The following is a 26,704-nucleotide window of genomic DNA, read 5'->3' as shown; positions in this document are numbered from 1 at the left end:
AGGTTGCATGGCCAATTAAATACTAATGGAAAGGATTTTATATTTTAACGTTCCGGCCGGCACCTGAATTTCAACTTCATCGCCGACCTTTTTCCCCAGCAAGGCCTTGCCCACCGGTGACACAACTGAAATTTTATTTTTTCTAAAATCGGCCTCTTCAGCGGAAACCAGGGTGTAGGTTATTTCCCGATTTTTCTTAAGGTCCAGCAACTTAACCGTGTTCAGGATGGAAACGGTGTCTGTCCCCACTTCATCTTCGCTGATCACCTGGGCCCGGGAAATTTTACTTTCTAATTCTTTTACCCGGCTTTCGACCATGGCCAATTCTTCGCGGGCGGCATGATATTCCGCATTCTCTTTTAAATCGCCATGTTCGCGAGCCGTGGCTACTTTTTGCGAGATCTGCGGACGAATTTTGTATTTTAGTTCGTGCAACTCCTTTTTTAATTTATCAAGACCCTCTTTTGTTAAGTAAACGTAACTCAAAGTTACTCCTTTCATTAAGTTTCTGGCTTTAGAAAAAGAAAGGGAAACCATAGTTTCCCTGTAAACATCCTGAGGCACACTCCTTTACCACAAAGGCAAAGGATGTGCAGCGTCAATTAAACGCTTTTACCTGACAGGAACCCATCTTCTTTGGCTCTATGTTTAGATGCGCCGCTCTGCAAAAAGCGATCAGCATTGAATTTGTTTTTTTCAAATTGTTTAAAATAAAATAGATTCATTTTTTTCCGGATCAATTTACAGTAATTTTGCTTTATTCTCGTAATCGAAACAGTTCATTTCAATTTTTTTCTTTATTAGATGAATTCATGGCAGATTGTTTCATTCTACATTACACCATATTTATTCTTTCCAAACCTAATAAAGAGAGCTGCTCATTTCAAGTCTTTTTTAAACCGGTTTTTCAAAAGGCATCGATCTACAGATAAAGGAACATATCCTGACACACTGCCCCAGGGAAAGATTCATATTTTTAGAATACTTCCTTTAAAAGATCTAAGGCAGCAAAGCCGCAACCAAAAAACTTCCTTGGGGATTTAAACAACCACAGAGAGCACAGGGAATTTTTTAAATTAAAAATTAAAAATTACGAATTACGAATTATTTCGTGAAAGGGCAAGTTATGCCCAGGCGGTGAGGAACCGTGCCGGCATGTCATTCTGAGAATCCCTTACATTGGCAGACCATTCGAAAGAGCAATGTAAATCGTGCTTCAGTCCGCGACTTTTTACGGGCGAAGCATTTATGGCGAGCTTTTGTTTTAAAACCCATCCCCCCGGCCCCCTTCCCTTTAAAAAAAGGGAAGGGGGAGTTTAAATCTTTGCTTTGTAAAATTTGATTTCTAAATGTTCATCTACTTTAACTTTTGGGAAAGCTTAGTAAGAATGCAGCACAAGAATTTTCGCATCCCGCTAAGCGGGATTATAAGTTTTGAAGGAAGTATTCTAAAATATGGAAGATGATGATCTTCTGAGGCGGCAAAGCTGCAACCTTTAAAAACCACAGATAGCACCCGTCTGGCAGGCGCAACCGGTTGGAGCGAAGCGGAAATCCCGATCTTCGGGGACGGGCAGAGAAGGTTTGCCCTCCCCCCCTCAATCCCCCTCTCCCAGAATAAAAGTCTGGGAGAGGGGGAAGGCTTATGTTGGAAAGCTTTCCAACTATGTTGCATATTTCTTATTATGGCCCTATTTACTACCAATAGGAATTAGGAATGTCGGCCCGATGTTCATTCAACCATTCAATAAATCAACAATTAAACGGTTTTACTTCCTCACACAGCACAAAAATTTTTGCAACCTGTAGCGCGACTCTCCAGAGTCGCGTTGGCTCGATAGAGCCAATAAAAATAATGACTAAGAACGGAATCGATTTTCCTTAATACACAGATTCTTGCATGTTTCAGTATCCCACGTTAAAGTCCCGTAGGGACGAAATGTTTGTAGCCCACCGCGTCATCGGTGGGTAAAACAAAAACACAAAAAACATGGATCGTCCTGTAAGGACGAAATAGGAAACCGTTTCAACGGTTTACACTTCTCAATTTCCTCTGTGTTTGTTTTAAACATTCCTTAAATTGCTATCCCGCCGACATTTGTTTAAATCCAAATCTAAGGCAGCATAGCCTCAACCAAAATTAACCGCAGAGAGCACAAAGATTTCGAAAAAAAAATTTATTGACATATAAGGCGAAAACTCAGCAAAGCTGCACAATTTGCTCCCCCTTCCCTTTATTAAAAGAAGGGAAGGGGGCTGGGGGGGTAGGATCTTCAATACAAAAATTTTCGCACGAAATTACATTACATCTTCTGAAGAAAGCATTCTGTACCGCTCCGCTGACCGCTAAAAATAGTTGCGTTTGCAGGACAGGTCGACTTGAAAAATATTCCTTGTTACATTAGGGCCTTCCTGGTGCTTGGTAATTTTTGCACTGATTTTCCTTCCGCCTGACCTTCTTAAATGTAGAATTTATCCAGGTACTTCAGTTAAGAGTGAAACTGGCATATTGGCAAATTTCTGATTCATTAAATTAATGATTCTGCAAATGTTTACGATAATATTATTTGATAAAATTTGAACCTAAATCAGGAAACGAAAAATGGTAATGTCGCATAAACATGTTTTTGAAGATGATTGGTTGGTAAAAGCATTATTGTATTATCAAATTATTGATCAGGATCTGTATGATGAACTGGCCACTCGTTTTGCTTCAGAAAAATATTTTTTTGATGTCTTAATAAAAAACAATTATTTACACAAGGAAGATTTGATCACATTTATCGAAGAAGCTTTACAGATACCGGTGATCGATCTGGATAATGTGAAGATCGATCCCAAGGTTTTGGAAAATATTCCGAAAGAGGTTTGTCAAAAGCATCAAGTTTTTCCATTTCGACAGACAAAACAGGAAGTGCATATTGCCTGTTTCAATCCCTACAATTTAGAAGCAGAAAAGGAGCTGGAATTTATTACAGGCAAATATGTAAAAACATACTTTGCTCTTTTAGAACAAGTTCAGCGCAAAATCAAGGAATATTTTTCACCGGATGAGATTATTGATAATCTGGTAGGAGGCGAGGGCAAACAATTAAAAGTTAGAGTTGCCGGAGAAGAAGATGTTGAGGAAAAAGGGGTTGTCAAGTTAGTTAATCAGATATTTGCCGAAGCGGTTGCCAATGATGCCAGCGATATTCATATCGAAGCTGGCGAAAAAGAGGTTGTGGTCAGGTTGCGCATTGATGGGGTGATGCACACCATTATGGAACTCCCCAAAACATTGCATGCCCAAATTGTCAGCCGTATTAAAGTGATTTCCGATTTAAACATAGCCGAAACGCGTAAACCCCAGGATGGCAAGACCAAAATTTTTGTGGATGATGCCGATATCGACTTACGCGTCTCTATTTTACCTACCAGTTATGGAGAAAAAGTGGTTATTCGTCTGCTGGATAGGCGAAAAGCGATGGTCTCTTTTGAACAGTTAGGGATTCGCGGCCACAATTTGCAACAGTTGGAAAAGGTGTTTTCGGTAAGGCAGGGCATGATTCTGGTCACCGGACCGACAGGGTCTGGTAAGAGTACTACCCTCTATGCGGCCATTAATAAATTACGTTCATCGGCGACCAATATCTTAACGGTAGAAGACCCTATTGAATACGTCTTTGAAGGGATAAATCAGGTTCAGGTAAATGAAAAAGCAGGCATCACCTTTGCCTCGGCTTTACGCTCCTTTTTGCGTCAGGATCCAGATGTGATTTTGGTTGGCGAGATTCGCGATGGCGAGACGGCAGAAATTGCCATCCAGGCCGCCTTAACCGGACACCTGGTGTTAAGCACACTGCATACTAACGATACTTTTGGCACAATAACTCGTCTGGCTGACATGGGAGTCGATGAGACTAAAGTGGCTGAGTCGCTGCAGGCTATTATTGCTCAACGCCTTGTAAGGCGATTATGTACAAATTGCAAAAAAACGGTCGAACTTAAGCTATTAGACCCTAAACTCATTAATTGGTTTAAAAATTTAGGTTGTGATGATTATCAGGTTTTTCAGGCCAATGGTTGTTCAAAATGTAATTACACAGGATATAAAGGTAGAATTGGCGTTTATGAAATTCTATTACTCAATCAAGAATTAAAAGATGCCCTGTACCGCAAAGCGCCTTTAATCGAGTTGCGAAGAATTGCTCGTGCCAATGGCTTTCGAAATCTGTTTGAAGATGGATTGTCTCTGGTTGCTGAAGGCATTACCGACTATCAGGAATTGTTGCGCGTGATTCAACCTGATGTGAGTGCGATCAGAAAAAAAGCCCCCATACCCAAAATCAAAAAGGAAAGGGCATTACCCCAGGAAACGGATGAAGATGTGCTCAAGATGGATGACGGATTTGTGAAAGAATCTGAAAAGGAACCTGAGAAAACATCTGCACCGGCCACCGAGTCTCCGGTTGTGGATGATGCCCTTAAGCTGGATGAAGAAGAACCTGCCGTTAAAACAAAAAGCGCATCGGAAGAAAGAATCGAAAGGCCGGCGTCTCCTAAACCTAAGCCTAAGCACAAAGCCATAGAGAATCCCTTAGAGGAGATAAAAAAGTTAGCCAAAGAAATCAAGAAAGAATCCAGAACCGCCAAACAAGAAGATCAACAAAAAATAGAAAAGGGGGCGTCCAAAGCAAAAAGAACCTCCATGCCGGCGCGTCGCCTGGGAGAAATGGAAAAGGAAACACCTCCGACCGCTGTAGATATTCTCGTGGTCGAAGATTACGCTGTAACACGGATGCTATTAAAACGCATGCTTGAGAGGCAAAAAGGCTGGAAAGTGCGTGAAGCCGAAGATGGTTTTATTGCCCTGGATAAAATTGAAGAAAAGGTGCCTGACATTATTTTATTAGACCTGATGATGCCCAACATGAATGGCTTTGAATTTTTGCAGCATTTACGAGGTAATCCCAAAACAGAAAATGTTCCGGTATTGATTATTACCAGTCTGAACGGCACAGAAAATGAATTAAAAGGATTTGAATTTGGTGCCGATGATTTTATTACCAAACCAATAAACATGAATCTGCTCATTGCCAGGATTCAACGCCATCTGGGGCGGGGAGTAGGTCAGAGTGTAAAAAAACAAAATATGGTAAGTGTGTAAAAAGATGTGGTCTTTCGATCTGCTTGTATTTTTAGCAGGAATGGCTGTCGGAAGTTTTTTAAATGTTTGTATCGTCAGGATCCCCAAAAAGGAATCCATCTTCTGGAGTAGATCAAAATGTCCGCGGTGTGGGCAGCCCATAGCCTGGTATGATAACATCCCCCTGATTTCTTTCATTATGTTAAAAGGGCAATGCCGTTATTGCAAAAATAACATATCATTACAATATCCGCTGGTTGAATTGTTTACCGCTGTCATTACTTTAGCTTTATTTAAGATATATGGACTAACATTTTCGTTTTTCTTCTACCTGATTTTTTCTTATTTCCTGATTGTGTTAGGCATCATTGATTTGAGGACCCGACTCCTCTTAAATCGGTTATTATTGCCCATGTTCCTTATTGGTCTAATTATAAATCTTTTAGGAGAGATTGTCCCCTTTACAGATGCGGCCTTCGGCGCATTATTTGGAGGAGCAAGTATGTGGCTCATTGCAATTGTTGGAGAAAAAATATTTAAAAAAGAAGCGCTGGGTATGGGGGATGTAAAGCTCTCTTTTGTGGCCGGATTTTATCTGGGCTGGCAACACATTTTGATTGCTCTCTATTTTGGATTTATTATGGCCTTTATCTTTATTGTTCTTTTATGGGTATTCAAAAAAGGAGACTCTCCCCGTTTGATTCCCATGGGCCCGTTCTTTGCGTTAGGATTTCTTATCTATCTTTTTTACGGCCAGAATATTATTCAATGGTACATACACTTAATCAGTTAAACAATTGAGGACAAAAAGAATGCCGAACTTTAAATATAAGGCCTATAATGCAGAAGGTAAATTAATCGAAAGCACCATTCTGGCTTCTAATGAAGAAGAGGTGGTGCGTCAGCTAAACGAATTAAGCATGGTGCCCGTTTCCATCGCTAAAGTAGAATCGAAAGAAGGCAAAAAAAAGATAAAGCTATCTGTAAAAGACGATGCAGTGTTGTTGTTTACCAAACAATTAAGTACCATGCTTCGGGCTGGGATCCCCATATTGTTGGCCCTTCAAACGGTTAAGGACCAGACAAAAGATGAAAATTTTAAGCAAATAATTGATACCATCAAAAGAGATATTGAACAGGGAAGTAAATTTTCAGATGCATTAAGTCAATTTCCGAAAATCTTTTCTGGAATATACATTAATTCCATTCGTGTTGGGGAGATTAGCGGGACCCTGGAAGATGCTTTGCAATACATGTATCAATATATGGAAAAAGACCTGAAGATGCGTTCCGATGTCAAAAAAGCCTTCCGCTATCCCATGTTTGTGGTGATCGGCCTGATTGGAGCGTTCTTTGTCTTTGTGACCACTGTAATTCCCAATTTTATTCCTATGTTTGAAGGGACCGGGCATACTTTACCATTGCCCACGAGAATATTATTAGGCGTGTATGATTTATTGACCAGATATGGCCTTTTTACATTCATATTTTTGGTTATTTCCGTGGGGTTGGCCATTTATTTCTTTCGTAAACCAAAAGGCCGTTATTGGCTGGATGAAAAATTATTAAAAATTCCCATAATGGGCGATTTTTTGCAGAAGGTTATTATTGCGCGGTTTGCGCGTTTGTTCTATACCATGAATCGAACCGGAGTAAATATTACCGAAACTCTGGAAATCATCCAACAATCGATAGGAAATAAGTTTTACGCTAAAGTAATCGAAAGGCTATACGATAGTATTATCAAGGGAGAGAGTCTGGCAGATGGGATGCGTAAGGCCGGACATTTTCCCGAACTGTTGATTGACATGGTTTCCATTGGGGAAAAATCGGGCTCATTAGACGATATGCTGCTAAGCGTTTCCAATTTTTACGAGGAGGAAGTAAGCGAGATGGTGGAAAACATGAGTTCTCTTATCGAGCCCATTATAACGGTGGTGTTGGGTGGTATGGTCTTATTATTAGCGCTAGCCCTATTCTTACCCATGTGGGAAATGATGAATATTATGTAACTGATAAAAATTATTGGACCAATTAACTAAATGTCCCATTAACAAAGGAGGTACAAAAATGCGTGCCTTAAGAAATCAAAAAGGTTTCACCTTAATCGAATTGGTTGTCGTCATTGTAATTTTAGGTGTTCTGGCAGCCATTGCCGTTCCGCGGTATATGGATTTGACCAAAAATGCCAATGTTACACGCGATCAAGCCAATGCCAAAGCCATCGAGGCGGCCATTATGATGTATTTTGCAAATAAAGTTATGGCCGATCCAACCTATACTCTGAAAAAAGCGGTTACCGATTACAAGGCCAATCCCGGTTCTTTCTTTACGGATGGCAATGTGCCTAAAAAACATGATGGCAGCAATTTTAGTGTGGCCGTGAGCTCGAGCGGTGCGCTTGTGATTAAATAGGCTCACATCATTAAATACCGGAGGGCTTTTCCATATAGTCCTCCGGTTTTTTTTAATGGTGGGATGAATAGCATGTATTGGACGAGGAAAATATACCGTAATGAGTCCGGATTAACATTAATTGAATTGATCGTAGCCCTGGTGTTAATCGGGGTGATATTTCCCGCTATATTTAGCCTGGCCGGGATGGCGACCGTTAAAGCAACACAGTTTATTCATTCACAAAAGGCGCAATATCTGGCCGAAAGCAAAATTGAGGAGATTATTGGCTTTAAATCGCTCAATTGGGACTGGTATAAATCGATTGATGATTTTGCCAAAACTGAGTCTCTGGAAGACGGCTATGTGAGGAAAGTGACAGTTCAAAAACTAAGCAAGTGGGGTAAAGGGCAAATTGATTGCTGGGAAATAATCGTTACTGTTTCTCATCCAAATTTAAAACAACCGATTGAACTTTCTGTTCGTTTAACAAAGTATTATGAAGAAAAATAATCCTTTTCTCAATATTGATTATTTTTACTAAATCAGTACACTTCGGGAAGAAGAAAATGAAAGTTCTGAAAATGTCTGCAAATAGGACGCTTCATAACGAAAAAGGATTTTCATTAATTGAAATGATTGTTGTACTGATCATTATTGGTACTATTTCTTCTATTGCCTATGGGGTCATCCTATTAAATGCAGGTACATTTAGAACATTATCTGCCGAGCTTTCCAAAAGGTGGGAATTACGCAATGCATTACGAATTATGCGCGAAGATTTTTCTCAGATCGATCCTGACAATATTCTGAACATTTCAAAATTTGCGAAAGGTGGGCGGAAAATTTTTTTTCGAGATATCCAGGGGAATAAGATTTTATATATGTACAACGATGGGACCCTGCGCAGAAAGCAAAATTCACAAAAATGGGAACAACTGGCCTCAGGATTGAAAGAGCCACCTTTTACATTTTTAGATGCCCAATCGCAATCCACTAAAAATAAAAAAGATGTAGCTTACATAAAGGTTCGTTTGGTTTTTGAGGTGAATGGCAAAAAAAGAGAGGTGGAAGATACATTTTTTTTGCGCAATAGATGGAATGATAGCATAGTAAATAAAGAAAAGAAAGATAAGGAAAAAGATAAAGAAAAAGATGATGATGACGAAAAAGATGAAGATGAAAAGAGTAAAGAGCATCACGGGAAGAAACACAAACACGGTTAAACAAAATTAAATTGGTTTGGTCTACTATGAAAATAAAACTGAACCATATTAAAAGAAAACAGGAAGGCGTCATTTTAATCGGGCTGCTCATTTTTCTGATTTTTGTTGGGTTAATTGTCACCAGCCTGCTTATTTTGCTGGCTGCTGAGGCTCGGATGCAAATCGTGGAAATTAATCAAAAACGAGCCCAATACGCTGCGGAATCGGGCATTGAATATGCCATGCGTGCAATTAATGAGCATGCCGTAAAAAGCACCTATCTATTCCCTTTGAATAATTATCAAGAGGATATAAAAACAGGAAATGGGACCCATTGTGTTATAAAACTAAAAATTATCTATCCCAATAAAATTAAGATCAGAGCAATTGGTTATAGTGCTAATTATGCAAAGGTACTCGAAAAAAGCGTTAAATACATTGACGTTTCTCAATATGCCGTTTATGCTACCGGAGATATTAAGTATGTTCGTGTTGTTCCATTCAATAGATACAAAGAACATGCAAAATATTTCCCTTTATTTGACCAGGAGGAGTTAATACAGAGGGCTAAACCAAATCAATATTATCCCAAAGACTTATACATTAGCCATATATTTAGTTTTATGAAAGACGTGGCTTATGTGGGGCGAAATTTAACATTTGGAGCCTTTAATTGGATTAATGTGGGTAACTTTGCTGTTGGCGGCAATATTCGAATCAAATCGAGCTGGTTAATATTTGGTGTAACAAGTGGAGTTATGTACCAATTTAATCCGAACAGTCGCTTTCTATGTGAATGGCAATTTTTATGGCGTGCTCTTTACGGCGGAATTATGACCGATGGAGATGTCATTGGGACGACAAAACCATTCTGGCCTTTTAGGTTTAGAGTGTATTATCACCGTCCTAAAATCGTTAACTTCTTAAAATATTCTGTAAATGGCGGACCTTTAATTTACCAAGCTGGGCAGTTACAAATTTACTGAATATGTAGGGGAGTGGTCTATGAAACACAACAAAAAAGACGCAGAACCGAACACTGCTGCGCCAAAGATTCCCGGGAGCTCTGTTGATCAGGTAACGACCAGAAATGAGATAGGCACCTTTCCCCAGGATTCCCAAAAAGTGAAAAGTTTTTCGACTCCTTTTTACTATCCCCTCCCTTTATTCAAGCGATTAAATGCCCATCGTCTTCTTTCCCTGGATATAGATATGGACAAGATAAGATATCTTATAATAAAAAAATATGGCCAGGACATTAACGTAGAAGAATGGGGCATTCAGAAATTCCCGCCAGAAATCACTCAACGGTTCAGAGCTTTGCAGATAACCCTGGAAAATATTAAAAGAAGATTTTATAAACCCGGAACCGAAGTTCGCGTAACCTTTTTTAGTACGGACTTACTTTTTAAAAATGATGTCTTTCCTGTAATGAAAAAAAAACAGGAGCTGGAGCAGGCTATTCTGTACAAGTACAAGGAGGAGTTGAAACATTACGAAAACAAAAATTTCCATTGGAGTTATTCGGTAGTCGATGAATTTGAAGAGCAGGGTGTTAAAAAACAGAGATTACAAATTGTTTTTGCTCCAGCTGAAACAATCAATCGTTACGTCTATATTTTTCAGCATTTAAAGTTACCGGTTTCCTATTTACTCCCAAGACCAATGAGTCTGGTTCTGGCTTACAAATACATGGTTGAAGAGCCCAAATCGGATTTACTAATTAATATTTCTTACGATTTTACGCAAATATGCTATTTAAAAGCAGGTCAGTTAATCTATCTTAGAAATTTAGGCCTGGGCTCTCGTAACCTTGAGGTAACCATCAAGACCGATGGAGAAATTACTCCAGAAGTTGAAGAAAAATTAATGGGGCAGAAAAATGTCTCAACGCCTCAGGAGAGTATTTTACGGAAACGGTTAATAGAAAAGCTGAAGGATTTGAAAGTAAAGCAAGATCCAGTGTTACATACCTTTTTTTCAGAGATTTTGCGCTCCATTGCCTTTATTCAAGGTAGTAAAAGGCAAAATTACATCGACCGCGTCCTCTTAACAGGGTATGGGATATTAAAGGAAAGTTTAATACCTTATTTAAAATCAAGATTATCCCTTCCCATATTTGTTCTTGTGCCCAAGCTTTCAGACGAATCGGGTGATGCGCTTTTGCGCTATGGGGAATTTACAGCAGCTTTAGGTTCTGCTCTGGCTGAGAAGGATGAGATCAATCTCCTACCCAAGAGTTTTCAGGAGAAAATTAATTTATCAAAAATCAATAAGTGGATAAATTTCCTGTTTGTTTTAATTTTTTTAACTTCCGGCTATCTGACCTTTGTTCAATATTCGTTAATCAAGCAAAAACAAATGGAATTAAGCAAACTACAAAAAGAATATCAGGTCCTGAATCCTTTTGAAGAGTCTTACAAAAAATTGCTCAAATTAATTGGAGATGTACAAAAAGAAAATCAGAATTTACAGGGTAAAATTGCTAGAAAACCGCCGGTGTTAGAAATTATGCGATTGTTTAGCAATTTAACGCCAAAAGCTATCCGTTTGAATACTCTGGTTTTTAATAAAGTGCGAAATGAAGGAAACCTGGTAAATGAAGACAGCGCGGCCTCGGTTCCCAAATTTGTAGTCAATATTTCGGGCGAAATTACCGGCGACATGGTGAATGGCGATGTGGCTCTGATTGATTTTATTAATAGTTTAACTAATTTAAAACTCTTTAAAGATATCAGATTGGACCAGAAAGAAAAAGATGTTGAACAAAAGAAAATTCGCTTTGCGCTTACTCTAACTTTTTGATGGGGTTTATGTATGTCTAAAAAGAGGTTTTTCCTGAAAATATTTGCCGGTGTGGTTTTGATTTTTATCTGGTACTATTTTATTTATGTTCCACAATTAGATACGTTAGCCAGGCTTGAAACCGCAGTGGTGGAATATGGCAACAAAGTCCACATGGCCCAAAATGCTAAAATAAATCTAATTAACATCCGTAAACGTTATCAGATTGAACAGGATCGCCTGGAGGCAGAACGATCAAAATTTGTTCGTAAGCACGAACTCGGTAAGGTGACAAAATCTTTGCAGGATTTAGCTAAAAAATATAATCTGAAGTTGATGGATTTTTCGCCTGGTTTTAGAGATTATTTTGAACAAAAGAATGAACAAATTATCCCTCTGCCATTGAGCATAACGTTAGTAGGGCGTTATCTTGCCATTGGCAAGTTTATTGAAGAATGGAGCTATTTACCTTTTTATTTAATTCCTGAGTCTATCATTCTGGAAAAATTAGATAAAAATGGCTATGACATTCAGGCCGTCATTGAGTCTAAACTTTATACATGGAACGAGTGAGATGAAAAAGGTTAAACTCACAAAAAGTCAGCAAATCTTGTTTATCGTATTGGGCATAGTTCTGGCGTATGCTATTTTTGACTTCATGACTCATAAAGACACATATATCGGTTTTTATTCCGGAGAACAGAGCAATGTAGCCGAAGCGGATAGCGCCGCTCAAAAAGCGGCTTCAGATTCTACGGTTGATGTCCTGCAAATGAATTTAACCACTCATTGGGGGGATGATCCTTTCTTTGTTGAACCCCAAAAAGTAATAAAAAAACGTTCAAGAAAACGAAAAAAAGAACCGATTTTTAAATTGAAAGCCATCAGCTTTCGGCCGGAAGGCTCTGTGGCTCTTATCAATGATCGAATTCTTAAAATCGGGGATGTCATCGAAGGATATAAAGTGATTGAAATATCGGAAAAACGTGTAATACTGTGGAATGGCAAAAAACGAAAAGTCTTAAAAATGACGAATATGTGAGGGGAGTTTTAGATGAAGATAGTTTCGTTAAAACGGTTAAGCGCATTGTTGATCATACTTTTTCTCTTTTCCAGTGTTTTTGCAAAAGATATTGAGCAGTTGCTGGAGCAAAGGGTTTCGCCCACTTTTCTGGGAGTCAGGTTGAGTGATGCCCTGAGACTTTTTGCCAAACAGAACAACTTTAATTATGTCTTTACCGGAGATGGAAAAGAGATCGTCAATGTCCGTTTAACCAATGTTTCGCTAAAAGATGCCCTGGAATTTATGCTCAAACCCAACGGCTATCATTATTTCATTAAAAACAATGTAATGATCATTAAACCCTTGGCAAAAGATTTTTATGGGGAACTACAGACTAAGATTTACCATTTGCAATACACGGATGGACTTAAAATTAAATCGACCCTGACTAAATTTTTATCGGCCAAAGGTAAAATTGAAACTCTGATTGCCGAAAAGATATCTGATAACGAACCGGATCGCTCAAATGTACTGATTGTGTCAGATTTAGAAGAAAATCTGGCGATCATCGATCAGATTATTAAAGAATTGGATAGTCCGGTCAAACAGGTGCAAATTGAAGTGCGTCTGATTGAAACATTATTGGGGACCAATAAACAGTTAGGCTTTAAATGGCCCACTTCCATCAAAGCTTCGGTTATGGGCGCGGAAACGACGGCCCCTATTTCCCAACAAGGGCAGCAGGGACAATCTGGAGAACAGACTATCCTTTCCGGCTGGTACGAATTCCCGGAAACCCCACCTCAAGTGCATCTAGGAGTTCTCACGTTGGATAAGCTTCAGGCAACCCTGGATTTATTGGCTGGTGATAATCGTTCTAAATTAATTTCTAATCCTAAAGTAACCACTTTAAATAATCAAAAGGCGGTTATCCGCATCGGAACCACAGTACCCATTCCCCAAATCCAGCGCAGTGTGGCTGGCGATCTCTACTCTTTTAAAGAAAAAGATGTCAGTATGCGACTTGAGGTTATTCCGGTTGTTGGTGAAAATAATAAAATCAATTTAAAACTTCATCCTGTGATGCAGGAAATTATTGGCTATGTTGGACCGTCCCAAGCACCACAGCCTATCGTTTCCGTGAGAGAAGTTGAAACATCGGTGGTCATTAATGATGGAGAAACCGTGGCCATTGGCGGATTGGTGAAAGAAACAAAATCAGAGCAAAAGGAAGGCATCTGGTTGTTAGGTAATATCCCTATTTTAGGTTACCTATTTAAACATACAACCATAAAAAGAGAAAAAAGCGATTTGCTAATTTTTATTACCAGTAAAGTACTGGAAACAAAATAGAGGGTATCATGTCTTTGGATTTCGAAAAAATATTACGTTTCGCGGTTAAACAGAACGCATCGGATATTCATTTCAGTAGCGGAATGCAACCCATTGTACGACTGGTAGGCGAGTTAAAACGCATTGATGCTCCACCCATCAAAAAGGAAGCCTTGAGAAATTTTCTCTTTCCCTATTTTAGACCCGAGCAAAAGAAAGATTTTGAAAACAATAAGGAAATTGATTTTTCCATAGCCATCGAAGGGGTAAGTCGATTTCGTGTTAATGTATTCAAGCATGCCAAGGGAATCAGCGCCTCCTTTAGGGTGATACCGGAGCGCATCCGAACGCTGGATGAATTGCTATTGCCCCCTGTGTTAAAAGAGGTTGTAAAGCACCGGAAAGGCCTGGTATTGGTGACCGGGCCAACTGGTTCCGGAAAATCGACCACCCTGGCAGCTATGATTGATGAAATTAATCGCATACGAAAAGATCATATTATCACTCTGGAAGATCCTATTGAATATTTTCATCAACCTAAATTGTCTTTGATCCATCAGCGGGAAGTGGGTGTTCACACGCAAAGTTTTGCCCAGGGGCTGCGAGCTGCCTTGCGTGAAGACCCGGATGTCATCCTGGTAGGCGAAATGCGCGATTTAGATACGATCACCAATGCGCTGCATGCGGCTGAAACCGGGCACCTGGTTTTTTCTACTCTGCACACAAACTCTGCGGCAGAAACTGTGGATCGTGTGATCAATGTTTTCCCCTCTGAACAACAGCAGCATATTCGTGTTATTCTGGCGGCCGCTCTGGTTGCTATTATTTCACAAAGACTAGTAAAACAAGCACACAGAGCAGATCGGATTGCATTGTTGGAAATTTTAATTGCCACTCCTGCTATTCGCAACTTAATTCGCGAGGGGAAAACACATCAAATTGAGTCTGCTATTCAAATGGGAGCAGAGTTTGGTATGCAGACCTTTCAAAAGAGTCTTGAAGAATTACGACAAAGAAATTTAATTCCACCAGACATGCTCAAAGTGGATTATGCAAGTTAAAGGAGGTCATGTGCGATACATTATTTTATTTTTGATTAGCTTATTGGGTTTGATGGCCTGCACAACTTCAACACAGGACAATGTGGCCACTTTAAACGGCAATGTTTATTACCTGGATAAAAATAAAATAGCCCATCCATTAGAAGATGTACTGGTGGTGGCTAAAGATTTTTTTGTTCAGGCCAAAACAAATGAAGCCGGGGCTTACACTCTGGAACTGGAGCCGCCGGGCGAAGAAGAAACATTTGAAGTGGAGCTCCAGTTCAGCAAGGTCGGATATGCCATGGAAACATTTACGATTAAGGCCAAACTAAAACAAACCCTGCAGGTACCCGATGTGACTCTGGAGCAAATTCAGTCCGATACCTTGATTAATCCAACCGATACGCTACGAAATAGTGGCCCAGCCCGCCATATAACGATTTTAAATCAAAGCACAGACCATATCTATATTAAAGGAGCTGGCCTGGTAGAATCGGCCGTGCTCAATTTTGTGGTGACTGATGCCAATGGCATTAAGGTGGATGCCGCGCACAAGGTGAAAGTGAAATTCTATATCCTAAATGCGCCCGGTGGAGGTGAATATATCTACCCGGATACTATGACCACGCGCGATGGATATGTTTACACCGTGCTCAACAGCGGTACCATTTCTGGCGCGGTGCAAATTGTGGCCGAGGCTTCGGTGGAAGGACAAACCATCCGTTCACAGCCCATTCGTGTAGCCATCCATGGCGGTTTACCGGATGAGAACCATTTTAGTGTTGTTGCCGGTAAAGCAAATATTGCAGGTAGAGTACATTTTGGGATTGTGGATCAAATTACCGCTTATGTGGGGGATAAGTACAGCAACCCGGTGGCGCCCGGCACTGTTGTCTATTTTAAAAGTGATTATTGCATTGTTGAAGGATCGGCCGTTACCAATGAATTAGGCCTGGCTACCGTTCGTTTGATCAGCTCGGCACCGATCCCACCTGAGCCCCTGGTTAATCCGTTTGCAACCGTAACCGCCTACACCTATACAGATACCCTGGGTACAAAAACTATTCAGACCAGTACCAGAGTTCTACTAACCGACGTTGTGGCTCCCATCGAGGTTGAACCAACGACGTTTACTTACAGCGATTTAAATGAACCCAAACAGTTCAGCTACAAAGTCCATGATATCTGGGGATTTCCCCTGGTTAGCGGAACTTCGATCAGCGTGGAGGCCACGGCTGGTAATTTGTACGGCGATGTAAATATCGAAATGAAAGATACGCAAAGTTCCGGCCCGGGAACCACAGAGTTTAGTTTTACCTGGGCTCCTGGTGATAGTCTGGAAGACCCCCAGGTTTACATCAGTATCGTTGTTGATTCGCCGCCAGAAGGCAATGGCTATACCTCCACTGCTGTGGTGGGCACAAAAACAACAAATTAAACGTTTTCTTTCTAAATATCCAATGCTTTAGCGTGCGAAAATTTGTTCCATCGTTTAATGGTTTAAAAGCCCTATTAGACAGGAATAAGCAGGGGCCGGTTAAAAAAAATATGTCCGGCACCGGCTTTCAATCATTGATCTTCATTTACGCAAAAACGATGCAGGAGGAAAATGTAAGGGATTTTTCATCTCGCAAAAGCGTTAGTAGAATGCCACCCGGCATGAGCCCTCACCGCTTTGGCTCAATTTGTTCCTTCATTAAATATTTTGTAATTCGTGATTTATAATTCAAAAAAACTATTTTGTGCAATCATAGCTTGAGTTCAGTATAAAAACCACGAATTTCACGGATTAACACGAAGATATTTGATGTAATTTAAATAAAAACAATAGGCAAATTTAAATAAAATTCTATAATAATACCTTTTTAGAGTGGACTCATAGCTTTTCATTCTTTTGGGTAGAATACTGTTTGCGACTGTGTATTAACCGAAAAAAGCAGGTGTTTTTTGATTTAAGTTAGTACACTTAAATTACTAACATTCATTATTATTTATTTAATTTCAATATTTTAAATTAGTTAACCATTAAAACTCTTCGAACATTCCTTTTTAAATTTTAGTTGAGATAAATAAATTTCTGTTGTAAATTAAACCCGCTTCAAAGTTTTAAAAAAGACATACCAACCAAATTGGAGGAGGTCTTTATGAAGACTTTTTTTACCTTTATTTCAGCTCTCCTTGTATTTACTAGTTTTTCTTTTGCACAGTGGAGGGTTGATGTCGCCTTTGGCCCCAGCGGTGAATCCGGGCAATTTGCCGCTGTCGATGGTCAGGGCAAACTGTGGGTGACCGATTACGGCACTCCCGGCACTGCCGGCGTACGTGTGTTCAATGCCGATACGACCGAAGCAGATTTTAGCCCAATAACCCAGGGATTGGATGAAAACGGAGTTGTGACAGATATCCAGAATCCCGGTGGTGTGGCCGTATTTGGCGACACGGTTTATATTATCAGCTATACTAACAAGCTGGTAATGCGCTTTTTGAGTGACGGGACAGCGCTGAATGGCTGGAAACTCAACTTTAGCCCGGGGGATCTGGATATTGACGCCAACGGGCATGTCTTTATTGCTCACAAGGTAGAAGCCATGTTTTCGGTATTCGATATTAACGGAAACGAACTCAAAGGTTCTCCTTTTGGCGCGGCCGGTTGGCACATTAACCGCGGTTTGAGTGTGACAAACGACGGAACAAAAGTGTTTCTGGCCGATGAAAGTTCGGATGTGATTGCTTACTGGAACGGTAATTTTGTTGGTTCTGATTCCTGTTATTTTGAACAGCAAACCGATTTTATGACAGGCCTGAACAATCCATCTGCCTGTGAGATCGATCCGGATGGCAACATGTGGATTTCCAATACCGGAAATAATGAAATAATCATTGCGGATGCGAACGGCAATGTTCTGGAAACGGTATCTGATTTGAATAGTCCGCGCGGCGCAGCATTCGATTTTGACAGCAATCTGGCTTATGTGATTCATTTTACTTCTGCGGTGAAAATGGTAACCCGTCTGCTTTACATTCCTGAAGTTACCATTGCCGACATTCAACGCACAGCCGACGAACAACCCGGCCCTTCTCCTTACGTAGGACAGGTGGTTAAAACCAGCGGTATTATTACGGCCACGACCAGCAGCGGTTACTACCTGCAGGATGCCCAGGCCGCCTGGAGTGGGATTTATGTGTACGATAAAAATCATTCGCCGGCAATTGGGGACGAAGTACAACTGCAGGCGGAAGTAGCCGAATACTATGATTTAACCGAATTGAAAAATGTAGATTCTTTTACCGTAGTCAGTTCCGGGAATACCATGAATCCTCTGGTCGTGGCATCTGGAGAGGCGCCTCAGGAAATGTACGAAGGCGTGTTGATTCAGGTGAAAAATGCGACCTGTACAAATCCCGATTTAGGATATGGCGAATGGGAGATTGATGACGGTAGCGGTCCGGCGCGCGTTGACGATGCCATTTACAAATTCTCACCGGATTCCGGCGTAAAATACGACGTAACAGGTGTGGTTACCTATAGTTACGGTAATTACAAAATATTGCCACGGGATGAAAACGACATCGTTTCGTTAACCATTCCACCGGTTACTCCCATCGATTACTGGAAAGTGCGTTTTCATTTTGGACCCAAAAACGAATCTGGCCAGTTTGCGGCTCTGGATCACGAAGGGAAATTGTGGGTAACCGATTATGGTTCTCCCGGATCGGCGCAGGTGGTGGTCTTTAATCCAGACAGTACCATGGCTGACTTTAGCCCCATCTCCAAAGGGCTCGATGAAACCGGAGCGGAAGTCACGATCGCCCATCCTGGCGGTGTGGCCTATTACGACAGCATAATCTATGTAATCAGTTATGATAATAAGAAGGTCTTACGCTTTAAGGCTGACGGTACGCCTTTAAACGGCTGGGCCTTATCGTTTGCACCGGGTGATCTGGATATCGATCAGAGCGGGCATGTCTTTATTGCTCACAAAGTAGAAGCCATGTTTTCAGTATTTGATCTGAATGGCAATGAGCTGAAAGGTTCGCCTTTTGGCGTAACCGGCTGGCACATTAATCGGGGTATCAGTGTTACCAAAGACGGCAGCAAAGTCTTTTTAGCCGACGAATCGAGCGATAAGATTGCCATGTGGGAAGGTTCGATCATCGGTTCAGATTCCTGCCATTATGAACAGGGGGCCGATTTCATGAGCGGCTTGAGTAATCCCTCGGCTTGCGAAATCGATGCCGCGGATCGTATGTGGATTTCCAACACGAGCGCCAATGAGTTAATTATTGCCGATTTGAATGGCGACATCAAACAACGGATTACCGTTGAACGACCGCGTGGCGTGGCCGTGGATTATGACAATGAAGTGGCCTATGTCGTCCATTTTACGGGCATGCATAAGATGGTTTCTCAATTAACGCCAGGTTTGCCCAATACCCCAATTGCCGAGGTTAAAGTGGATAGCGACGGCGATTTTGTGCCGGATCGTCTTGGCGAAACATTTGAGATTCAGGGGCTTGTTAATTCCATTAATTACAGTAGTTCTGGATCCCAATACTTTGTTCAGGATACCAGCGCAGGCATCAATCTGTATTCGGGTTCTACGCAATGGAATCTAAACATTGGCGATGAAGTGGTGGTTAAAGGCAGCCTGACCCAGTACCGCGGTCTGACCGAGCTCGAACCGGAAAATATCTGGGTCATGAGTAGCGGGAATACGGTGGAACCACTAAAAATCAAATTGGCTGACGTAGGTGAAGCGCTGGAAAGCCAACTGGTGCGCGTCGATAGTGTATGGCTGGTGGATGCCAGTCAATGGCCGGAAGAAGGCAGTAATGGGTCTGTGTACGTTACCGATGGGACAGACACCGTTAAAGTGTTTATCGACCGCGATTCCGACCTGGACGGCTGGATGCCTCCGCAATCTTTAATGAATATGGTGGGCATTGTTGATCAATACACCAAAAATACGCCACCCGATGACGGCTATGAATTACGCGGACGCTTGCGCAGTGATTTTGAAGACCTGGTTGTGGCCCTATCCACAGATATGCTGGATTTTGGCAGTGTTGCCATCAATGGACAAAAAACCCTGTCCTTGTGGCTTAAAAATATCAGCGATTCCGATTTCACACTCGATTCCTTAACCTTTGGCAGCTCCTATTTTGTTTCTACTCTACATGGCGATACAACCGTTGGCGCCGGCGATTCCATCGAAATTCCGGTAATCTTCAAGCCGACTATGGAAGAAGAAGTCATGGACATGGTTAAAATCCATCTGAATATCGGTGTGTACATGGTAGAGGTCAAAGGTAGCGGATATCAACTGTTCCCATTGGCCTGGAGAATTCATGCCGATTCTGCCAATGCTTCCTGGTTTTATCAGGAGGGAGCTGCTGAACACATGGTGCGTGGCATGGCTTACAACCGGTTGAATGATCATCTGTACGTGGCCAGCCGTGTCGGAGGTACCTTTATTTATGTTTTGGATGCAGCCACCGGTGACACTATCGGACAACTCAATACCAGTGGAATCGGAGGAGGCACCTATCCCATCAACACCATTGCCTGTACAAAAGACGGACAGATCATTGTTAGCAACCTGGCGGCCTGGGGTGGTCAAGTTGCGCGGTTGTACTACTACAAGAACGAAAAAGATACACCGCATATGATCTTTGACGGAACGTTTGATGATCTTGGCGGGCGAGTTGGCGATGTAGTAGCCGTTTCGGGCACAGGCAGCCACTTAACGGTTTACTGGTCCGGTTCTAATAATGAAAAGATCCATACCTTTGTGACCACCGACGGCGAAACCTGGACACGGGGTGATGACATTCCGTTGCCAGAACCTGGCGCAGGTCGTTTTGGTATTGCTCCTGTGGACATGGATGGCAACTACCTGTTCATCAATGGCACAACACCGCCACGCTACATCAAACGCGATGGTACCGTGCTTTACACCTTTGACACGGATGTAGTGCCCACCGGAACCAGCATTAACTACTTTGAGGTGAAAGTACCTGGCGATAAAGTCCGGAGATTCATCAGCATTACAGATGCCATTAACACCGGTACTTATGTTGTTGAATTGTTAGGCGAACCTGGCGACAATTTGTGTTCTGACTTTAACCTGCTGGAAGCGCCCACGGAAATGTATCTGGCCCATGCCAATACCAATGGCACCGGTCTTTCTGTGTACAACAGCGTTGACAATATGCTTATTGAACTGGTCACCAACAATGGTATTTCGGCCTACAGCTTTGATGTGGTGGTGCCGGATGCTATTCGTGACGTGAAGATGATTGTTGAACTGAATGAAGGCTTTGAAACCACTCCGGAGAACGCGGTTCCGGAAGGCTGGCTGACCTTTGCCGATAGCGTTGAAGCAGGCGATCCGACTCCGGCCTGGCGTGTGAGCACTTACAATCCTTTCGAAGGTGAAAAGGATGTTTACATGCCAAATTACAACACCAAATCGCGTTGCTGGTTGGTTACTCCGGCCATCAGTCTGAATACGGACAAAAAATATTTTACCTTTATGGCCAAAGATGACTGGAACACGGCAGATAATGACTATGGTTCTCAGCTCAATGTGCTGGTTTCGACCAAATCGCAAAATAATCCGGAAGACTTTGTGCTGGTTGAAAGTTATCCGGAAAGTGAATTTTATGATTCCTGGATGATGAAATCCATTGATCTGAGTGCTTTTGAAGGCGATTATGTTTACATCGCTTTTATGGTCAAAAATTTTGGCGATCCTTCCAATCCCGATGCCGGCGGTGACAACTGGCAAATCGACAATGTGATATTAACCGATACGCTGACGGCCATCGCAGACAATGCCAACAAGCTACCCATCCACTATGAACTGAGCCAGAACTATCCCAACCCGTTTAACCCGACTACCAAGATCAATGTAGCTCTGCCTAAAGCTGAAAAAGTGGAAATAGAAGTCTTTAACACTCTGGGACAGAAAGTGCGTACTCTGTTTGATGGCGATTTGCCGGCTGGCATTCACAAATTCGAATTTGACGGCACGGGACTGGCCTCCGGAATCTATTTCTACAGAGTTAAGGCTGGTAAGTTTGTAGCAACCAAGAAGATGGTCTTAATGAAATAGCGCCATCCTGCGACATTCATTGGCTCTCTTATGCCGGTGTGATTTTTCGCACCGGCATATTTTTAATCTTTAAAAAACAACGCAAGTGTAACAAAAGGTTTTTTTGTGATTCGCTTTGGGACCGATGGCTGGAGAGCGCAAATTGCGCATGATTTTACCTTTGAGAATGTGGCCCGGGTGGCCAGCGCTTTTAGTCGCTATTGCCTGGAGAACGACCGGCCGATAAGTGGGGTGGTCGTCTCTTACGACACGCGTTTTTTGTCCGAACGCTTTGCCGAACAGTTTGCCAGAGTCGTTGCCAGTCACAATATTCCGGTTCTGTTGAGCAATCAATTTACACCAACGCCGCTTCTTTCCTTTTCTGTAAAACAGTTGAAGTTAAATGCCGGCGTAATGGTTACGGCCAGCCACAATCCCTATTTTTACAATGGCATTAAATTCAAAGCGCATTATGGGGGGCCGGTGCTGGATGATTTTACACAGCGTATCCAGGAAGAAATTGAACCGAAACCCGCTGTTTTACAGGAATCGGCCATAGGACGCAATCTGGAAAAAATCGATTTAACGGCTGACTATTTTCAACAGATCAAAAAGCTCCTTTCTGTGGAGCGGTTAAAAAGATTTTCAGGTGCGGTGGTGTACGATGCCATGCACGGGGCAGGCATTGGTTTTTTGCAGCATTTTTTTGAATGGCTCGATCTGCCGGCCAGCTATTTGCATCACACAGAAAATCCTTTATTTAATCGCAAGCGGCCGGAACCTGTGCCGGAAAACCTGCTGGAATTACACGATGCATTACAGGAAGGAATGGGGCGAATCGGTCTGGCTACAGACGGCGACGCCGATCGCTGTGCGGTACTCGATGAACAGGGCCACTTTGTTCAGCTACATGATTTGCTGCCTTTACTGGCGCGTTATCTGGTTCAGGAAAGAAAATGGTCCGGTCATTTTGTTCGGACAACGTCCATGCACCATACCATAGACCGATTGGCCAGACCAATGGGCCGGCAGGTAACCGAAGTGCCAGTCGGATTTAAAAATGTGACTGAACAGATGTTGCAGCAGGATGTTTTGATAGGCGGCGAAGAGAGCGGCGGGTTTGGCTTTGGCTTCCATTTGCCCGAACGGGACGGCCTTTTAACCATCCTGCTGGTTCTGGAAATGCTGGGCAGTTACCAGGTGCCCATTTCTGAATTGGTAAACGATTTACGCCGGGAATATGGCCCGTTCTATTATCGGCGTAAAGATGTTTTCCGTAACGATACCGATCTTTTAAACAGAAATTTACAGCGATTGCGTGACAATCCACCGACCAGGATTGGCGCAGTTCAGGTGGATGATTTTAGCCTGAAAGATGGATTAAAATTGTACCTTTCGGATGAAAGCTGGATTTTAATGCGCGTTTCGCAAACCGAACCTCTGGCCCGAATTTATGTGGGAGGTAAAGAGGCCTTAGCGGTAGAAAATGTTTTAAACTGGGGCGTAAAAGAACTGACAAAAGAGCGGAGCAATTAGAAAGGAAAGGCAGTGAAAAAGTACGGGCACTTTTCGCCGGATAAAATGGAGTTTATTATTACGCGACCGGATACCCCGCAACCCTGGGTAAACTATCTTTCCAATGGCCGCTACAATGGGCTCATCTCCAATACGGCTGGCGGCTACAGCTTTTACCAATCGCCAAAGGATAGCCGGATTACGCGCTGGCGTTACAATAGCCTGCCAGTGGATCGTCCGGGACGTTACCTATACCTGAGAGACGAAGTTGATGGCCACTTTTGGTCGCCCACCTGGCAACCCACAGAAACGCCGCTTGATTATTATGAATGCCGGCATGGTCTTTATTACACTTCCTTTAAAACACGTTACCGCGATCTGGAGCACGAAATCGATTATTTTGTACCACTGGATGATGATCTTGAAATATGGCGCGTGCGTCTGGTTAATACCAGATCGACCCCTGTAAGGTTAAAAATATTCCCTTTTGTTGAGCTCTGCCTGGGCCATGCCCTGGTCGATCTGATTAATCAACCCAATGATCAGCATTTCAATGAAGTTATCTTTGATCGTGAACAACAAATATTGCTGGCCTCCAAGCGTTACTGGGTACGCTATCAGGGGGCATCGGTCAAACAGACGAATGAGGCCTGGGATCGCTACGTGTTTTTTGCGTCAACTTTACCGGTTGTGGGCTGGGATGGTAGTAAAAATCAGTTCATCGGCCGCTGGAGGAGTGAAGCCAATCCACTGGCGGTAGAGCAGGGAACCTGTTTCAATAGTGAAATTACATCTGGAGACGCTGTGGCTGCGCTGCAGCTGGAATTAGCGCTGCAAGGCGGCCAGAGCGCAGAATTTGCCGTCCTGTTGGGCGTGGTAGAGCGCAAAAACTTCAGGCCGGCGGCCGCCCGGGTCGTCAAGCGTTATCGCAATTTGCAATTCATCGCCTCTCAATTTGAAACACTGAAAGGTTACTGGCGGGATTATCTCTCCCACGTGCAGGTGCAAACCCCGGATGATGATTTGAATACCATGGTCAATGTCTGGAATCAATATCAAACTTCGGTCACCTTTCGCTTTTCACGCGACGCTTCCTACTACCATGGCGGGTTGCTTTTCGGACGTGGATTCCGTGATTCATGCCAGGATATCATGGGCCCGGTTATTCCCCGGCCAGATTGGGTGAAGGAACGCATCAGAGAGATGTGTCAATACCAATTTGCCGATGGGAGTGTTTTCCATCTGTACTTTCCGCTCAGCAGAAGCGGTGAAAAAACCGGCCACTCCGATACGCCATTGTGGCTGCCCTGGGCCATCATGGTCTATCTGAAAGAGACCGGCGATTTCGATTTTTTGAACGAGACAATCCCCTTTTATGATCAGGGGCAGGGGGCTGTTCTGCAACATCTGTTGCGGGCTATTGACTTTTCCTTAAGTCAGTTAACCGAGCGTTATTTGCCCAAATTTGGGCCAGGCGACTGGAATGATACGCTCGATTATCTGGGCCGGGAAGGACGGGGCGAGAGTATTTGGGGGGCCATGTTTCTGGCATTTATTTTGAAAGAAACGGTAGCATTGTGTGTCCATCTGAATCTTGCAGAGCAAAAAGAGCGGTTGCAACAGGCCTACGATAAAATCAAAGAGAGCATCAATCGCTATGCCTGGGATGGCGCATGGTACATTCGGGGAACCAATGATCAGGGCGCAGTCATTGGCTCTTCTTCCAACGAAGAAGGGAAGATCTTTTTGAATAGCCAATCATGGGCCGTCATCAGTGGCGTGGCTGACGAGAAGCGGGCTGAACAATGCCTGAAAGCCGTGGAGCAATTTCTGGAAACACCCAAGGGGCCCAAAATATTGCATCCTCCTTACACAAAAATTGATCCTCACATTGGGCTGGCCACGCGCTGCGTACCTGGCAAAAAGGAAAATGGGGCGGTTTTTAACCATCCTGTAAGTTGGGCCATGCTGGCCGAATGTTTACTGGGCCACGCACGGCGAGCCTTTGAAATTTACAAGAAATCTCTGCCCGGGAATCCGGTCATCGATGTGGATCGCTATGAGGTGGAACCTTACGTTTATGCCGAATATGTGACCAGCCCGGATCATCCAACTTATGGACAGGCCAGCCATTCCTGGCTAACCGGTTCGGCTACCTGGATGTTCCGTACAGTACTGGACTATATTCTGGGCGTACGACCAACCTACAAGGGATTGATGATCGATCCCTGTGTGCCGGCCGACTGGAGCAAATTTACGGTGCAGCGCCATTTTCGGGGGAAAACTTACCGCATCTCCGTGCAAAACGTCTCGGGTAGAGGCCGGGGCGTTCAACAATTGACTGTAAACGGGCAGGCGGTTACCGAAAATGTCATCGATCTGCAACAGGAAAAAATCCGACGCTTAATTGAAAGCAGAGCGGAAGTTGACGTGAAAGTGGTGTTGTAATGCCAAAGATCCAACCAAAGAAAAATGAGTTATTGCAGTCAATGGCCGGCGGTTTAATTGTCTCCTGCCAGTCAGAGCCGCCGGAACCTTTTGCCAGGCCCACACTGCTTCTGGCCATGGCCCGCTCAGCCCTTTACGGCGGAGCCGTGGCCATTCGCGCCAATGGTCCTCGTAACCTCCGTTATTTACTTAAACATTTAAAAGTGCCGCTGATTGGGATTTACAAAAAAACGTACCGCAGTAGCGAAGTTTTTATTACGCCCACGTTAAAGGAAGTGCAGGCTTTGATCAAAACCGGCGTGCCCATCATTGCCCTGGATGCCACTTTCAGAAAACGCCCGGGCCAGGTGCCGCTCACAGAATTGCTGGCCTTTATCCGGAACCGGTCGTCGTGTCTGGTTGTAGCCGATGTGTCCACCGTACAAGAAGGGGTGCAGGCTGCCCGCATGGGCTTTGACCTGATCAGTACCACTTTGAGTGGCTACACCGCTTACACCAGAGACCGAATGCATCCTGACCAGCCCGATTTTGACCTTATTGTACAATTGGTAAAAGAGGTGGGGCTTCACCTTCCTGTACTGGCCGAAGGCCGAATCTGGCAACCACAACAGGCCAGGCAATGTCTGGATTTAGGCGCATTTGCTGTGGTGGTCGGTACGGCGATAACGCGTCCCTGGGTTTTAACCGAGCGCTTTGTCCAGGCCTTGAAAGATGAACGTTCATGCTGATTGTTGCCCTGGGCCGGCTTAAGAACA

At 43.0% G+C, this 26,704-nt stretch carries 18 protein-coding genes; 17 read left to right on the top strand and 1 reads right to left on the bottom strand.

Annotated features, from left to right (window positions below; translation table 11 throughout):
• Positions 1-15: 15 nt before the first annotated feature.
• Positions 16-486: a transcription elongation factor GreA gene (gene greA, locus ACWB0I_RS17630; RefSeq protein ID WP_479389403.1), complete on the bottom strand. Its 471-nt coding sequence runs from the start codon at positions 484-486 to the stop codon at positions 16-18.
• Between the two features lie 2,122 nt (positions 487-2,608).
• On the opposite strand from greA, the gene ACWB0I_RS17625 reads away from it, so the two are divergent.
• The 17 genes from ACWB0I_RS17625 to ACWB0I_RS17545 all read left to right on the top strand — a co-directional run bounded on the left by ACWB0I_RS17625 (position 2,609) and on the right by ACWB0I_RS17545 (position 26,677).
• Positions 2,609-5,149: an ATPase, T2SS/T4P/T4SS family gene (locus ACWB0I_RS17625; RefSeq protein WP_479389402.1), complete on the top strand. Its 2,541-nt coding sequence runs from the start codon at positions 2,609-2,611 to the stop codon at positions 5,147-5,149.
• A gap of 4 nt (positions 5,150-5,153) precedes the next feature.
• On the top strand, positions 5,154-5,921 hold the full coding sequence (locus ACWB0I_RS17620; RefSeq protein WP_479389401.1) for a prepilin peptidase: 768 nt from the start codon (positions 5,154-5,156) through the stop codon (positions 5,919-5,921).
• A 19-nt stretch (positions 5,922-5,940) separates the two neighbouring features.
• On the top strand, positions 5,941-7,140 hold the full coding sequence (locus tag ACWB0I_RS17615; protein ID WP_479389400.1) for a type II secretion system F family protein: 1,200 nt from the start codon (positions 5,941-5,943) through the stop codon (positions 7,138-7,140).
• Between the two features lie 58 nt (positions 7,141-7,198).
• Positions 7,199-7,543, top strand: a complete 345-nt coding sequence (locus ACWB0I_RS17610; RefSeq protein ID WP_479389399.1) for a type II secretion system protein — start codon at positions 7,199-7,201, stop codon at positions 7,541-7,543.
• A gap of 63 nt (positions 7,544-7,606) precedes the next feature.
• Positions 7,607-8,035 (top strand): type IV pilus modification PilV family protein, encoded by a 429-nt coding sequence (locus ACWB0I_RS17605; protein ID WP_479389398.1) that lies wholly within the window; start codon positions 7,607-7,609, stop codon positions 8,033-8,035.
• A 56-nt stretch (positions 8,036-8,091) separates the two neighbouring features.
• Complete coding sequence (locus ACWB0I_RS17600; RefSeq protein ID WP_479389397.1) at positions 8,092-8,748, top strand: prepilin-type N-terminal cleavage/methylation domain-containing protein; 657 nt, start codon at positions 8,092-8,094, stop codon at positions 8,746-8,748.
• 26 nt (positions 8,749-8,774) lie between these two features.
• On the top strand, positions 8,775-9,713 hold the full coding sequence (locus ACWB0I_RS17595; RefSeq protein ID WP_479389396.1) for a hypothetical protein: 939 nt from the start codon (positions 8,775-8,777) through the stop codon (positions 9,711-9,713).
• Positions 9,714-9,732: 19 nt separating this feature from the next.
• Positions 9,733-11,532 (top strand): hypothetical protein, encoded by a 1,800-nt coding sequence (locus tag ACWB0I_RS17590; RefSeq protein ID WP_479389395.1) that lies wholly within the window; start codon positions 9,733-9,735, stop codon positions 11,530-11,532.
• A gap of 12 nt (positions 11,533-11,544) precedes the next feature.
• Positions 11,545-12,084, top strand: a complete 540-nt coding sequence (gene pilO / locus ACWB0I_RS17585; RefSeq protein ID WP_479389394.1) for a type 4a pilus biogenesis protein PilO — start codon at positions 11,545-11,547, stop codon at positions 12,082-12,084.
• A gap of 1 nt (position 12,085) precedes the next feature.
• Positions 12,086-12,553 (top strand): hypothetical protein, encoded by a 468-nt coding sequence (locus tag ACWB0I_RS17580; RefSeq protein WP_479389393.1) that lies wholly within the window; start codon positions 12,086-12,088, stop codon positions 12,551-12,553.
• A 12-nt stretch (positions 12,554-12,565) separates the two neighbouring features.
• Positions 12,566-13,867: a secretin N-terminal domain-containing protein gene (locus tag ACWB0I_RS17575; protein ID WP_479389392.1), complete on the top strand. Its 1,302-nt coding sequence runs from the start codon at positions 12,566-12,568 to the stop codon at positions 13,865-13,867.
• A 14-nt stretch (positions 13,868-13,881) separates the two neighbouring features.
• Positions 13,882-14,907: a type IV pilus twitching motility protein PilT gene (locus ACWB0I_RS17570; RefSeq protein WP_479389461.1), complete on the top strand. Its 1,026-nt coding sequence runs from the start codon at positions 13,882-13,884 to the stop codon at positions 14,905-14,907.
• Positions 14,908-14,917: 10 nt separating this feature from the next.
• On the top strand, positions 14,918-16,327 hold the full coding sequence (locus ACWB0I_RS17565; RefSeq protein WP_479389391.1) for a hypothetical protein: 1,410 nt from the start codon (positions 14,918-14,920) through the stop codon (positions 16,325-16,327).
• Between the two features lie 706 nt (positions 16,328-17,033).
• Complete coding sequence (locus ACWB0I_RS17560; RefSeq protein ID WP_479389390.1) at positions 17,034-22,007, top strand: choice-of-anchor J domain-containing protein; 4,974 nt, start codon at positions 17,034-17,036, stop codon at positions 22,005-22,007.
• 105 nt (positions 22,008-22,112) lie between these two features.
• The gene (locus ACWB0I_RS17555; RefSeq protein ID WP_479389389.1) at positions 22,113-23,522 is read left to right on the top strand and encodes a phosphohexomutase domain-containing protein; all 1,410 of its coding nucleotides are present in this window, start codon (positions 22,113-22,115) and stop codon (positions 23,520-23,522) included.
• 12 nt (positions 23,523-23,534) lie between these two features.
• On the top strand, positions 23,535-25,949 hold the full coding sequence (locus tag ACWB0I_RS17550) for a glycoside hydrolase family 94 protein (protein WP_479389388.1): 2,415 nt from the start codon (positions 23,535-23,537) through the stop codon (positions 25,947-25,949).
• The gene (locus ACWB0I_RS17545; RefSeq protein ID WP_479389387.1) at positions 25,949-26,677 is read left to right on the top strand and encodes an N-acetylmannosamine-6-phosphate 2-epimerase; all 729 of its coding nucleotides are present in this window, start codon (positions 25,949-25,951) and stop codon (positions 26,675-26,677) included. Before ACWB0I_RS17550 ends, ACWB0I_RS17545 begins: the two co-directional genes overlap by 1 nt.
• The last annotated feature ends 27 nt before the right edge of the window (positions 26,678-26,704 follow it).

The organism is Caldithrix sp., assembly GCF_056497305.1.
The sequence above is the reverse complement of the archived record's forward strand: the minus strand, read 5'-3'. Positions and strand labels throughout refer to the sequence as shown.